This window comes from Hazenella coriacea (assembly GCF_004341825.1).
GTDB classification, from domain to species: domain Bacteria; phylum Bacillota; class Bacilli; order Thermoactinomycetales; family Thermoactinomycetaceae; genus Hazenella; species Hazenella coriacea.
On sequence record NZ_SMAG01000002.1, the window covers coordinates 522,687 to 535,503 of the forward strand.

Annotated in this window: 13 protein-coding genes; 6 read left to right on the forward strand and 7 right to left on the reverse strand. The window is 39.1% G+C overall.

Annotation, left to right across the window (positions count from 1 at the left end; genetic code table 11):
* Nucleotides 1-8: 8 nt before the first annotated feature.
* Complete coding sequence (locus EDD58_RS05835; protein WP_131923893.1) at nucleotides 9-434, forward strand: hypothetical protein; 426 nt, start codon at nucleotides 9-11, stop codon at nucleotides 432-434.
* 108 nt (nucleotides 435-542) lie between these two features.
* Here EDD58_RS05835 and EDD58_RS05840 read toward each other — a convergent pair whose 3' ends face one another.
* The 3 genes from EDD58_RS05840 to pckA form a co-directional block, all read right to left on the reverse strand.
* On the reverse strand, nucleotides 543-1,310 hold the full coding sequence (locus EDD58_RS05840; protein WP_131923894.1) for a DUF3050 domain-containing protein: 768 nt from the start codon (nucleotides 1,308-1,310) through the stop codon (nucleotides 543-545).
* Nucleotides 1,311-1,385: 75 nt separating this feature from the next.
* The gene (udk, locus tag EDD58_RS05845; RefSeq protein ID WP_424321651.1) at nucleotides 1,386-2,024 is read right to left on the reverse strand and encodes a uridine kinase; all 639 of its coding nucleotides are present in this window, start codon (nucleotides 2,022-2,024) and stop codon (nucleotides 1,386-1,388) included.
* 196 nt (nucleotides 2,025-2,220) lie between these two features.
* Nucleotides 2,221-3,801, reverse strand: a complete 1,581-nt coding sequence (gene pckA / locus EDD58_RS05850) for a phosphoenolpyruvate carboxykinase (ATP) (protein ID WP_165875823.1) — start codon at nucleotides 3,799-3,801, stop codon at nucleotides 2,221-2,223.
* Nucleotides 3,802-4,227: 426 nt separating this feature from the next.
* On the opposite strand from pckA, the gene EDD58_RS05855 reads away from it, so the two are divergent.
* Nucleotides 4,228-4,617: a S1 RNA-binding domain-containing protein gene (locus EDD58_RS05855; RefSeq protein WP_131923895.1), complete on the forward strand. Its 390-nt coding sequence runs from the start codon at nucleotides 4,228-4,230 to the stop codon at nucleotides 4,615-4,617.
* A 96-nt stretch (nucleotides 4,618-4,713) separates the two neighbouring features.
* On the opposite strand, the gene EDD58_RS05860 is transcribed toward EDD58_RS05855, so the two are convergent.
* From EDD58_RS05860 to mnmL, 3 genes are all read right to left on the reverse strand, one after another.
* Nucleotides 4,714-5,784, reverse strand: a complete 1,071-nt coding sequence (locus EDD58_RS05860; protein WP_279389096.1) for an undecaprenyldiphospho-muramoylpentapeptide beta-N-acetylglucosaminyltransferase — start codon at nucleotides 5,782-5,784, stop codon at nucleotides 4,714-4,716.
* 213 nt (nucleotides 5,785-5,997) lie between these two features.
* Nucleotides 5,998-6,567, reverse strand: a complete 570-nt coding sequence (gene mnmM / locus EDD58_RS05865) for a tRNA 5-(aminomethyl)-2-thiouridylate-methyltransferase MnmM (protein ID WP_131923897.1) — start codon at nucleotides 6,565-6,567, stop codon at nucleotides 5,998-6,000.
* A gap of 159 nt (nucleotides 6,568-6,726) precedes the next feature.
* On the reverse strand, nucleotides 6,727-7,680 hold the full coding sequence (mnmL, locus tag EDD58_RS05870; RefSeq protein WP_131923898.1) for a tRNA modification radical SAM protein MnmL/YtqA: 954 nt from the start codon (nucleotides 7,678-7,680) through the stop codon (nucleotides 6,727-6,729).
* Between the two features lie 352 nt (nucleotides 7,681-8,032).
* Between mnmL and EDD58_RS05875 the strand changes: the two genes are divergently transcribed.
* The 3 genes from EDD58_RS05875 (at nucleotide 8,033) to EDD58_RS05885 (ending at nucleotide 10,564) form a co-directional block, all read left to right on the forward strand.
* Nucleotides 8,033-8,902, forward strand: coding sequence for a DUF6612 family protein (locus tag EDD58_RS05875; protein WP_131923899.1), 870 nt, complete (start codon nucleotides 8,033-8,035; stop codon nucleotides 8,900-8,902).
* 159 nt (nucleotides 8,903-9,061) lie between these two features.
* On the forward strand, nucleotides 9,062-9,688 hold the full coding sequence (locus EDD58_RS05880) for a GNAT family N-acetyltransferase (protein ID WP_131923900.1): 627 nt from the start codon (nucleotides 9,062-9,064) through the stop codon (nucleotides 9,686-9,688).
* Nucleotides 9,689-9,691: 3 nt separating this feature from the next.
* Nucleotides 9,692-10,564 (forward strand): carbon-nitrogen hydrolase family protein, encoded by an 873-nt coding sequence (locus EDD58_RS05885; protein ID WP_131923901.1) that lies wholly within the window; start codon nucleotides 9,692-9,694, stop codon nucleotides 10,562-10,564.
* 84 nt (nucleotides 10,565-10,648) lie between these two features.
* Here EDD58_RS05885 and EDD58_RS05890 read toward each other — a convergent pair whose 3' ends face one another.
* Nucleotides 10,649-11,002 carry a hypothetical protein gene (locus EDD58_RS05890; protein WP_165875824.1) on the reverse strand — a complete coding sequence of 118 codons (354 nt, stop codon included), beginning with the start codon at nucleotides 11,000-11,002 and terminating at the stop codon, nucleotides 10,649-10,651.
* A gap of 711 nt (nucleotides 11,003-11,713) precedes the next feature.
* Here EDD58_RS05890 and pdhA point away from each other — a divergent pair.
* The gene (gene pdhA, locus EDD58_RS05895; protein ID WP_131923903.1) at nucleotides 11,714-12,817 is read left to right on the forward strand and encodes a pyruvate dehydrogenase (acetyl-transferring) E1 component subunit alpha; all 1,104 of its coding nucleotides are present in this window, start codon (nucleotides 11,714-11,716) and stop codon (nucleotides 12,815-12,817) included.

Below are 12,817 nucleotides of genomic sequence, written 5' to 3' on the forward strand. Positions count from 1 at the left end.
GGGAAACAATGAGCTTTTGTTGTGGGGCATCGATGATTGGATTGATCGGATCTATTCGGAACAGTTCAGTCATGGTGCATCAAGTTCCATTGCTTTGTTGTCCCGTATGTCAACGTATAGAGATTCATCCCGAAATCAAAGAGGAATTTGAATTAGTGGTTGAATATGCATTGGAAGACCATGTGAAAGAAATTACCCTCCGTGAAACGATCACTCCTGAAATGATCGAAGAGTGGAGAGAAAATTGCGTTAGTTTTGCTGGGGATGAAGATTTTGAGCTTATTTTACGAGAGCAAATTGACCATTCCCTTGATCTTCTCAGTGTAGCCAAAAGTCTTTCTGAAGATGATTGGAAGGAAGAGCTGATGAAACGGTTATCCACTTTAACGTATAGACTTCAGCATCTAGAACAACAAAAAGAGAAAAAATGGTGATTAATATAAATAGCGGATGTAAAACCGAATAACAGATCAAGATTAGATTGGAGAAGCATTCGCAAGTAAAAAAGCTGGATTGATATCAAATCCAGCTTTTTTGTTTTTTTAAAGCCCTTTTTCATTGATTTCAGCAATGACACCATCCCATAAGCGGATTCGAGCTTGTAATGCTTTTTTCGCTATTTGATCAGCTTCAATCAGCTTTTGCTCTTCTTCCTTACATAGATATAATAATAATTGTTTAGCAAGTGGACCGTGCTCATCACCATCTAATTCAATATGTCGCTGTAAGTAATAATGGAGTCTGTTTGTATCTGTTTTGTTTTGCTTCATTTCTTTGATGAGGACAGTGAACATATCTGGAATCAGGTCTTCACGACCATAGAAAAAAGCGGAAGCGATTTCATGTGGTTGCCCTGATGTAGCTAACTCTATATGAAAGGAGACGAACTCTTTGACGGTGTCAGTCATATCGATTTGATTTAAAGCTGAAATGGGATCTTCCCCTTCTTGAATAAGTGTAATCAATGATTCAATCGGTTTCGTGTCAGCATCTACTTCATTCATCGCTTGTAAATAAAGCTCAAAATGACTGATATACCCACCTTCGCCATCCTCATCGGTTTCTTCCCCGATCACGATTTCATTGATAAAGCGGGCATAGTTGGGTTCAGCTTGGGGAATCCACGGAACAGTTACACAAGTAAGCGTTTGCTGTAACTTTTTGAGTAAACTCATAAAGTCCCAGACTGCAAACGAATGATGTTTCATAAAGATACGGACTCGGTCCGGTGTATTCATTAAAGAATAAACAGGATGGTCAAGCAATTGGTCACGAATGCTCTCCATCTGTTTAAAAGTTAGATCCGACATGTAGGTTCCTCCCTCAGGTGAAATCAATCTATACCAATCTTATCCTCTCTCAAACAAAGATATAATGTTGTTTATTTAATTTTTGGTGACGGTTTGAACTGCATTGAGATGTGTTTGAATTTGATTGATAAGAATATTGATGGCTACTTGATTATGGCCACCTTCGGGAACGATCAAATCAGCATAACGTTTACTGGGTTCAATAAATTGGAGATGCATCGGACGGACTATATTTAAATATTGAAGAATTACAGATTCGAAGGTACGTCCTCTTTCCTGAATATCGCGTTCCATTCGACGCAGGATTCTTACATCGGCATCTGTATCCACAAAGATTTTAATATCCATCCGGTCACGTAAACGCTCATCATCCAAGATCAGAATGCCTTCAAGGATGATCACATCCCTTGGAGCGAGAAAAATGGTTTCTTTTGAGCGAGTGTGAAGAGCATAATCATACACGGGTCTCTCTACAGATTGATAATTTAACAATTGATCCATGTGTTTAATTAACAAATCATTATCAAAGGCAAGCGGGTGGTCATAGTTGGTCTGAATTCGTTCTGCCATTGTTAGATGGGACTGATCTCTGTAATATGCATCTTGCTCTAAAAACACGACAGAATCAGCGAATTGGTCTACTAACTTACGGGCTACGGTTGTCTTTCCAGATCCTGTACCTCCAGCTACACCGATTACTACTGGTTTTTTCATGATACAATCCCTTCCTGTCACTCGAAGCCAATTGATATACTTTGCGTATCATAGCAATTATGTCCTTTTTTTTCAAGGTAATTATATTAGTTTAATTAAATCATGTTTCATCTATTTAATAATCTGGCGTAATTCTGTGATTGAATTTCAAACAAATAAAAATCCCCAGTGTATTTAAACACTAGGGATCACTTTATTAACCAAGCTTAGGACCTGCAGCTTTGATTTCGTCAGATACATGTGAAAACTTGGCAAAGTGTTGTTGGAAGCGTTGCGCAAGTTCTTTGGCTTTCGCATCATAAGCATCTTTGTTTTCCCAAGTGTGACGAGGGTTTAATAATTCTGCCGGTACCTCAGGGCATGAAGTTGGAATGGATAGACCGAAGATCGGATCTTTTTCATAATTCACTTCATTTAACTTTCCTTTTATAGCAGCTGTTACCATCGCACGGGTATAGGAAAGGTTCATTCGTTTGCCTACACCATAAGGTCCACCTGTCCATCCGGTATTCACAAGATAAACTTGAACCTCATGCTTTGCGATTTTTTCTCCAAGCATCTCCGCATATACATGTGCAGGACGTGGTAAGAAAGGAGCACCAAAACAAGTGGAGAAAGTTGCTTCAGGTTCGGTGACACCACGCTCGGTACCAGCTAATTTACTGGTGTATCCAGCAAGGAAATGATACATCGCTTGCTCCGGCGTAAGCTTTGAAATAGGAGGGAGTACTCCAAAAGCATCAGCAGTCAAGAACAAAATGACGTTTGGATGCCCAGCTACACCTGGGATTACAGCATTAGGGATGTAGTCGATTGGATATGCTGCACGGGTATTCTCGGTCAATGAATTATCATTAAATAAAGGAGTTCTTGTGTCATCTAAAGCTACATTTTCTAAAACTGTTCCGAAACGAATGGCTTGCCAAATTTGAGGTTCTTTTTCTTCACTGAGTCCAATACATTTGGCGTAACAACCACCTTCAAAGTTAAACACACCCTTGTCGGACCAACCGTGTTCATCATCCCCGATCAGATTACGCTCGGGATCTGCGGATAAGGTTGTTTTACCTGTTCCAGAAAGACCAAAGAATAGTGCAACATCCCCATCGGCTCCCACATTGGCGGAACAGTGCATGGGCATAACACCTTTTTCTGGAAGTAAATAGTTCATAACACCAAAGATGGATTTTTTCATTTCCCCTGCATAATGGGTGCCTGCAATGATAACCATTTTATGTTTAAAGCTTACCGCAATCATGGTTTCAGAGTTCGTTCCATCAAGTTCTGGGTCGATTTTGAAGTTAGGAACAGCAACAACCGTAAATTGGGGTTGATGTTTGGCTAACTCCTCTTGTGTTGGACGAATAAATAGCTGGCGTACGAATAAGTTGTGCCAAGCATATTCGTTGATGACTCGAATCGGCAAACGATAGGTTTCATCAGCTCCTGCAAAACCGTCAAATACATATAAGTCTTTTTTGCTCAAATAAACTTGTAATCGCTTTAGAACTTGTTCAAACTTTTCTGGCTCCATGGGTTGGTTCACTGAACCCCAGTCAATGTTATCTTTCACCATCAAGTCAGCGACTGTGTACTTATCTTTTGGAGAGCGTCCTGTAAAGGCGCCAGTTGTTGCTCGTAAAGCCCCTTCTTTACTTAGTACGGCTTCCTTATTTCTGATTGCTTCTTCAACGAGTTCAGCAGCACTTAAATTCATATGCGTATGGTCTCCAAATTGAAATGAAGCTTCATTTTCTGTTTGTATAACCATGCTCATCCTAACATCCACCCTTATTTTTTCCTTGTGTGAAGGTAAGTTAAAATATGTTATAACAAATTCTCGATTAGTATAACATAATTCACTTCTCTTGGTGAACGTGTCTATTTTCTTGTCTCATAATCGTTACAATTTCTTAGCCCTTGATCTTCGACTACTAAATGATCACTGCATATTAAAATTAAGTAAAGAAGTTGATTTACATCATGAGTTGTACGTAAGTTTGTCGTAAATGGATCTTAACAGTCATAATTATAAAAGGTAGTCATAAAAAGTAATCAAGTTGGTTTGAATGATTGCTTTACAAAAACGGAGATTCTTGTAAATCCCAGTGCTCTTCTATCTCCAAGGTATAATTAGCCATTGACTTTTTAACAAATAAATGGTACTTTTGAACTGAATGAATTCCATTTCGGGAGTGTTATAATGAGCGAGTTAAAGGAAGGGGCCGTCGTACAGGGAGAAGTCATTTCGACCAAACCTTTCGGGGCCTTTGTTAAGTTAGAATCGGGAGAGACAGGTCTGGTTCACATCTCTCAAATTTCTACTAAATATGTAGAAAAAGTTGAAGACGAACTCCAAGTTGGTAGCAATGTTAAAGCAAAAGTGCTTTCAATCGATCCTTCAGGAAAAATTTCCTTATCGATAAAAGCTCTAAGCGAAGAGAGTCGTCCGCCACGAGAAAGAAGAGGTGGCGATCGTCGCGGTGGCCGTAATAAAGGGCCTGGAGATTTTGAAGACATGATGAAAAAATTTATGAAGAGCAGTGAAGAGCGTCTAAGTGCCCTTGCTGCCAAACAGAAAAAGAATCGTTAAGCAACGATTATATTCTAACATTTCATCAATCATAAAAACAACATCTTCCATTACTTATAATGGAAGATGTTTTTTATTTCCTTGATATCACAACGATTATTTCTTTGCTTCCTGATCAATCAGTTGAAGTAAGTTTTGTAGGGAATCTCCTAACGGGCTGTTTTTCATTGTTTCAATATATTGATCTCGATGTTCAAAAGTATCCATGATTTTTGTCAATAAGAGTTCATCAGTAAGGTCTTCCTCAAATAAGACATCACAAAAACCTGATTTTTTAAATGACTTGGCATTCAAAATCTGATCTCCACGACTGGCTGCTTTAGACAAAGGAATCAGCAACATAGGCTTTTGTAGTGTTAAAAACTCAAAAATGGAATTGGAGCCAGCTCGTGAGATGACAAGATCAGCCGCTGCCATCAAGTCGGGTAACTCTTCTTTCACATATTCAAACTGTTGATAACCAGGTTGATCGAGAGATTCATCCACTTGACCTTTCCCGCAGATATGTATGATTTGAAATTGTTGAAGTAAGGATTCAAGATTCGCCCGAATGCTTTCGTTAATCCGTTTGGCTCCTAAACTCCCTCCCATGACAAGTAAGACAGGTTTAGTAGAAGAGAATCCACAGTAGAACAAACCACGCTCTGCATCTCCACTTTTTAACTCATCCCGCACAACTGCACCAATATACTTTGTTTTACCAGGCTTTAAATGCTGTTCAGTTTCAGGAAAAGTGACGCAAATTTTTGATGCAAATGGAATGGATAATTTGTTAGCCAATCCAGGGGTGAGATCTGACTCATGAATAATCACAGGAACACGGTTTAACCAAGCTCCCAATACAACAGGTACAGATACAAAACCCCCTTTAGAAAAGATGATATGGGGCTTTTTCTTTTTAATCAAAGAATAAGCTTGAAATACACCTTTCAAGACACGAAAGGGATCTTTGAAGTTGTTCCAATCAAAATAGCGACGTAATTTTCCAGTAGAAATGCTATGATAACCGACTTGACCCACTGGCTCAATCAGTTGCTTTTCAATTCCATTCTCAGAGCCGATGTATGAAATCTCCCATCCATTTTGTAATAAATGAGGAATCAGTGCCAAGTTGACCGTGACGTGTCCTGCAGAACCCCCACCCGTAAGGATGATTTGTTTTTTCACCATAAAACCCCCACTATTTACACAAATCAAAGAAGTGTATGTTTTTATTGGAATGATTATTCTTTGATTATAGCTATTTCATTTTTTTGCTCAAGGGTAAAATCGCACATTTATAAGACTCTTTTAGTTTTTTTACAAAAAACAAGCAGTGTCGATGGGGAAATCATTGTGAATCACCTAGCTTTTAGTGGATCGACACTGCTTGTTCTTTATTTATCTTTTTTCAATCACCAGTAAAGAAGGCGCATGGGTTCGATTGACAATCTGTTGCCACAACACCTGATATTTTTTGGGTGGAAGTTGTTTTGCCCAATGAATCACTGCATCACTTTCTTGTTGACCACCTGGATGCCCTGTGTATAAGGCTATGGTAATCAGTCCACCAGGAGCTAACCATTCGCAAGCGATTTGAAGTGCTGGAAGGGTCGTATCAGAGAAAGTGATAATCTCAGGATTTCCATGAGGTAGATAGCCTAGATTAAACATGAAAACATGAATCTGTTCTTTCCATTCAGAAGGTAGCACTTGATCCATCAAGTGATGCCCGAGAGTGACTAACTGAACTTGTTCATCTTGACCAGCTAGATGCAAGCGTTGATGAGCCGATGCAATCGCCTCTTTTTGAATGTCGAAGCCCATCACATGCCCATGGTGTCCCACTTGCTCGGCTAGAAATAGTGTATCATGTCCATTGCCTACTGTTGCATCAATAGCTGTCCCGCCAGAAGGTAAGGCTTTTTGGATCCAGTCTTTGGCACTTTGTAAGGTGGAAGGGAGTAGCATAAGAAACCCCTCCTTTTGTATGAAGTCAATAAATAGTGAGGATATCAAATAGGAACGATTTTGGTATCTAAACGGATCTAGTGCCACTACTTAGTGAACCCTTCGATTTCGGGAGGAAGCAACTCTTCTCTGCCATCTCCTAAGTTCGAAGAGAGGAGATCATGAACGTGGAGTGGCTTTTTTCCCTTGCCAAGAATTCCGTTTCACTAACTCTGCATCAATCGCATTTAAAACTTCCCATTTTTTTAAGCTCCAGCTGGGTCCGATTAATAGATCAGGTGGACCGTCTCCAGTAATTCGATGAATGATGACATCAGGCGGAAGCAATTCTAAAGAGTCAGTGATGAGTTGCACATATTGATCTCGATCCAAGAATTTAAGTAGTCCTTGCTCATATTGCTTCACCATGGGTGTATTTCGTAACAAATGAAGCAGATGAATCTTAATTCCTTGAATATCCATATGGGCACATGCTTCAACGGTTTGTAGCATTTCGTCTTCCGTTTCACCCGGAAGTCCATGAATGATATGGGCACAGGTACGAATCCCATGTTTACGAAGTTTTTTAACTCCATCCAGAAAACACTGATAATCATGACCCCGATTAATTAAAGTCGATGTGTGTTCATGGATGGTTTGTAAGCCAAGCTCTACCCAGAGATAAGTACGCTGGTTGAGCTCTGCTAGGTACTCAACCACATCATCAGGTAAGCAGTCAGGGCGAGTGGCGATCGATAGACCCACAACCCCGTCTTGTTGAAGAATCAGCTCGTACATCTCCCTAAGCTCTTCCACAGGTGCATAGGTGTTGCTAAACGCTTGAAAATAACCCAGATATTTAGCATCTGGCCATTTGGTATGCATGCGATCCTTGATCTCATGAAATTGCTTTAGTAAATCATCGCGTCGATTTCCCGCAAAATCTCCAGATCCCCTCGCACTACAAAAGGTGCAACCACCAACAGTTACATTTCCATCCCGATTGGGACAGGTAAAGCCGCCATCTAAAGAGACTTTAAACACTTTTTGCCCAAATACTTGGCGTAAATGTTGGTTCCATGTATGGTAACGTTTATCTCCCCAAAGAAGGGGAGTCTCTTTGATTGTTTGCATTGGTTATCATCCTTTTAAGTCGCAAAAGATATCTTCTATTATACATGATTGAGGTTTTTGATGTAGGTGGTAGTTCAGGTTGTAGATGATCACCTCTATTATCTTATCCAGAGTGTTTGAATCAACTGTTGCAAAAATCCATTTATGAAAATGTAATAAATTAGCCACCAGCACCAACTTAAGGAGATTCAAATTTATTTAAACTTATTTAGCTATGTTTATTTTAACGGTAGTATAGTTTATTTTTAGAAAATCATGTTGAAAACTAGACAAATTTTTTCATTTTGGATAATATATACATGTGTTAGAATCAATAATGTATATTTTAAATTATGAAAAAGGGGAAACCTATATGAAAAAAAGACTATTTCCAGTCCTCGCAATGTTCATGGTATTATCGATGATATTCGTGGGATGTTCTCAACCAGCAGAAAATAAAACAGCTGATGCTGATCAAGCCAATAATAAAGAGCTCACCTTGACTGAAGTGATGAACAAAGCAGACGAAGCAATGACGAAGCAAAAAGGCGCAAGCTATAAAATGGACGGCAAGCAAAAAATGGGCGCGATGGGAATGACCATCGATACCGACTTTTCTTTTGATATAAATGTAACGAATGAACCACAAGCCATGTACATGAAAGGTAAAATGGAATTAATGGGACAAAGCATGCCTATGGAAATGTACTTTGTGGATAATATGATGTATCAAAATATGGAAGGTAATTGGGTGAAAATGAATGCACCTGCTGAAATGATGGATCAAATGGCAAAAGAAAAACCATCTGATACTTTCAAAAAGCTAGATGCATTATTGAAGAAAATAGGTGTCGAAAAGGAACCTAAAGGTGTCACCATGAAAAAAGAGAATGGTACTTATGTAGTAACCATTGATTCAACACAACTTGAAGGTGATCAAAATATCTTTGACGAAATGTTAAAAGAGATGCAAGGTCAATTAGGTGCTAGCACCAAAGAGCTCAAAGATGCTGGTATGAATATAGATTATAGTAAAATGAAGATCGACAAGATTAAGCAAGCGATGCACATTGATGAAAAGACATTTGAATTAAAATTTGTTGATCAAGAGATTAAAATGACTGTTCCTATGGATCAAGAAAACTTTGTGATTGAACAGACAATGAAAGCGACTGTCAATGGAGCATTTGATGGAAAAATCGAAGTTCCTGAAGATGTCAAGAAAAAAGCGACTAGTTTATAAATGAGAAACTCCCTTTTTGGGAGTTTTTTTGTTTTCTATTAGTAGTGTTGATTTTCCAATGAGTTATGAATGTATTATTTGCCTAAAATGACTTGTTCCTATCGAAGAAAAGCAATAAAATTGATCCATCATTGACCGAATAAAAGGGAGTGTCACAAGATGAGTATTCGTGTTCGTCCTTATACCGTGCATGATTATGATGCTCTATTACTGATTCAGCGTGAAGCATTTCCGCCCCCTTTTCCAGAGGAGTTATTGTGGAGTCGTGAGCAGATTGAAGCACATGTAGATACGTTTCCAGCTGGGGCGATGATCGCAGAAGTGGATGGGATCGTCGCAGGTTCAGCTACTTCCTTAATCGTTCAATATACTGGTGAACCACACACATGGTCTGAAGTAGCAGATGAAGGTTTTATTCGTAGGAGTCACCAGACGGATGGTGATAGCTTATACGGGATTGACCTTTGTGTACGCCCTGTATTTCGGGGAAAAGGTGTTGCTCAAGCACTCTATCAAGCAAGAAAAGACTTAGTGAAACAATTGGGTTTACAACGGTTTATGGCTGGGTGTCGGATTCCTGGCTATCATCATGTTGCCATGGAAAGATCTGTGGAAGAGTATATTCAAGAAGTGACGAATGGTCAACGAAAAGATCAAGTATTAAGTTTTATGATCAGACAAGGATTACAACCTTTACAAGTTTTAGCTCAATATCTAGATGATGAAGAGTCATGTAATTATGCAGTGTTAGTTGAATGGAATAATCCAAATCTCAAGGGTGGATAGAAGATGCAGAAAGCAAATGTAGGGATGGTTCAATATCGGCTGAAACCATTACATTCCGAAGAGGACTTTTGGAATGGTATTGAAAGTCATGTACGTAGGGCTCAGGATAGAGGAATCGAATTACTAGTTTTTCCCGAATATCTAACAGCGCATCTTCTTGCGTTACGGCCAGCTATGGATGATCAAGATGTCTGTGTTTATTTGGATGATTTCACCCCATCTTATATCGAACGGATGGAACATTTAAGTCAACAGTACGAGATGATTATTTTGGGTGGGACTCATATTCATCAAGAACAATCCTCTTTTGTGAATGAAGCTTTTTTATTCTTTCCAGATGGTCGTGTAGAGCGGCAGAAAAAGTTACATTTAACTCCAGAAGAACGAAACGTGTGGAGACTAAGCCCTGGGGAAGAGCTCAATATCATAGATACTTCACTAGGGAGAATAGCGATCTTAATCTGTTATGATATTGAATTTCCAGAACTCGGGCGAGTCGTAGCGCAGGAAGATGTTGAGATTATTTTAAATCCGACGTATACCGATACATGGGCAGGTTATTATCGTGTTCGGCATTGTGCACAGGCTCGTGCCATTGAGAACCAACGATATATCGCATTATGTGGGATGGTGGGAGAATTACCTGGTATCCCTCAAGTTGATGTAGCTCACTCACAAAGTGGCTTTTTCTCCCCTTGTGATTATCCTTTTTCCCCAGATGGAGTTATAGCTATGTGTGAAAAAGATGAAGAGTGGATCGTCCAGACGGAGTTAGATCTGAAATTGTTGCGTCAGAACTGGAAACAAGGTCAGGTTTCCCCTTATAAAGATCGTAAGCCAGCATTGTATCAGCGTTTAACACGAGATCATTCTTAACATGAAAGAATAAGAGGTGACGAAGTGATCGAGCCTCTTGTTCTTTCATTGTTAGAGAACTGAATTTTTCATTTAATCATTATTTCATTTCTCGATGACCATGACTAAATAACGCTCTGTCCATAGTCTCTCTTTGATATGCAATTGTTCATTTCCTCGAGTGAAAAAATGGCCGTTCCCCATCTGTTCGTGATACTCCCAACCGTCTTGACCCAGCTTAGCGAAGATTGGCTTGCCCTTGGTCTCTGAATATAAAAGATACTTTTTAGGCTCTTCTGAGATTTGAATATAATCAGAGTCGGTCAACTCTAGTTCGATCACGGAAAAAGCCATTGTAAACGGACTTCCCTCTTGAAATAAAAAATCCCAAAAAGCGATCATAAAAACCATCCATACTCCCAAGAAAACTAGGATCAATTTCCAACTTATTCTCCCCATATATTCGCATCCTTTTGAAGTTTAAGTTTATATTGTGCACCCGGGTTTAGTAAGCTCTTAGATCAAAGTTATTGACAAAGAGTAAACGACAACAAGTCATTCCAGATCCATGTGTGTTCACTGAACTACACAGTCATTGATGTTGCTGGATCGATCATGACAGTTGTTATGCAACAAGTTCTAGTAATTGGTAAACCTTCACAAACAAAAACAATATTTAATATTGTAATAACATTTTACTACAATTGTAGTTGATCCAATAGTATGAACTAGTGAAATGATCCCAACTCTAAGGTGGAAATTAATAGATAATCATTTAGAAATAGAGTGTGTAAAAATAAATATCTGTGAAAAACAAAGATGAGAGTTTTTATCTCATTACGAGATCGAGAAACAGCGACTCAACTGGATCTGGATCATTATGGTTAATAAAATCTCATATCGAGTTTTTATTTCTGCTTTTGATCTATCACATCAAAATTATTCATGTGTAATGATCTAGAGGATTTAGGAGAAAGATAAGGGGAGAAAAGTGATTTGACAATTTAATTTGAAGTTGTATTATTAAATTGAAGGTAGTTGTTTTATTGTATAATAACTTACCATAGGCGATCTTGAGGCTGTTTTATTATCTGTTATAAGACAGTTTCGGATTTTATATATAACAACTAAAACGCTTTCATCTTACAATAACTTTCGAGGTGATTCCTAATGTCCAACGCGAATCAGTTGACGGGAACAGTGGGGAGTTCTGAAATTAAATTGCAACCCATTGAACCACTACAAATTCTTTCGCCCCAAGGTGAAGTCTTAAATCAAGAAGATATGCCTTCTTTAACAGATGAGCAATTAAAAGAACTGATGAGACGCATGGTGTTTACCCGTACTTGGGACCAACGTGCAGTTAACTTTGCTCGTCAAGGTCGTCTAGGTTTCTATGCACCTGTTTCTGGACAAGAAGCTTCTATGCTAGGTTCTCATTTTGCTTTAGATCAGCAAGACTTTATTTTACCTGGATATCGTGATATTCCTCAATTATATTTCCATGGATATCCTTTATACCAAGCATTTCTCTGGTCTCGTGGACATCAACATGGTGGAGAAATTCCTGAAAATGTCCAAGCGCTCATTCCACAAATTATTATCGGAGCTCAATACGTACAAGCTTCAGGTGTGGGGATGGGTATTAAACAAAAGGGAGAGAAACGAGTAGCTGTTACATATACAGGTGATGGTGGAAGCTCACAGGGTGATTTTTATGAAGCACTTAACTTCGCAGGTGTGTTCCAGTTACCAGTAATCTTTATTGTACAAAATAACCGTTATGCCATCTCTACGCCTGTTGAAATTCAAACTAAAGCGCAAACAATTGCTCAAAAAGGCTTGGCAGCAGGTATTCGTAGTGTACAAGTAGATGGAATGGATGCATTAGCTGTTTACCGAGCAGTGAGTGATGCAAGAGAGCGTGCCTTGAATGGTGAAGGTCCAACACTCATCGAAACGTTATGTTATCGGATGGGTGCACACTCCATGTCGGGAGACGACCCGACTCGTTATCGTGGTGAAGAGCAAGCGGCCTGGGAAGCGAAAGAACCTCTCGTTCGTTTCCGTAAATTCTTAGAAAATAAAGGCTTATGGTCTGAACAAGATGAGAAGAAAACGGTTGAGGAAGCACAACAAGTCGTAGCAGAAGCCCTTAAAAAAGCAGAAACTTATAAGAAAATGACCATCGAAGGTTTAATCGATTCGATGTTTGAAGTTACTCCTCCGCATTTGGAAGAGCAGAAGAAAGAGTACGTCAAGGAGGGTAAATAA

Coding starts and splice junctions, on each gene's coding strand:
- EDD58_RS05835 (WP_131923893.1), top strand. CDS start 9: ATGAGCTTTTGTTGTGGGGCATCGATGATTGGATTGATCGGATCTATT.
- EDD58_RS05840 (WP_131923894.1), bottom strand. CDS start 1,310: ATGTCGGATCTAACTTTTAAACAGATGGAGAGCATTCGTGACCAATTG.
- udk (WP_424321651.1), bottom strand. CDS start 2,024: ATGAAAAAACCAGTAGTAATCGGTGTAGCTGGAGGTACAGGATCTGGA.
- pckA (WP_165875823.1), bottom strand. CDS start 3,801: ATGAGCATGGTTATACAAACAGAAAATGAAGCTTCATTTCAATTTGGA.
- EDD58_RS05855 (WP_131923895.1), top strand. CDS start 4,228: ATGAGCGAGTTAAAGGAAGGGGCCGTCGTACAGGGAGAAGTCATTTCG.
- mnmM (WP_131923897.1), bottom strand. CDS start 6,567: ATGCTACTCCCTTCCACCTTACAAAGTGCCAAAGACTGGATCCAAAAA.
- mnmL (WP_131923898.1), bottom strand. CDS start 7,680: ATGCAAACAATCAAAGAGACTCCCCTTCTTTGGGGAGATAAACGTTAC.
- EDD58_RS05875 (WP_131923899.1), top strand. CDS start 8,033: ATGAAAAAAAGACTATTTCCAGTCCTCGCAATGTTCATGGTATTATCG.
- EDD58_RS05880 (WP_131923900.1), top strand. CDS start 9,062: ATGAGTATTCGTGTTCGTCCTTATACCGTGCATGATTATGATGCTCTA.
- EDD58_RS05885 (WP_131923901.1), top strand. CDS start 9,692: ATGCAGAAAGCAAATGTAGGGATGGTTCAATATCGGCTGAAACCATTA.
- EDD58_RS05890 (WP_165875824.1), bottom strand. CDS start 11,002: ATGGGGAGAATAAGTTGGAAATTGATCCTAGTTTTCTTGGGAGTATGG.
- pdhA (WP_131923903.1), top strand. CDS start 11,714: ATGTCCAACGCGAATCAGTTGACGGGAACAGTGGGGAGTTCTGAAATT.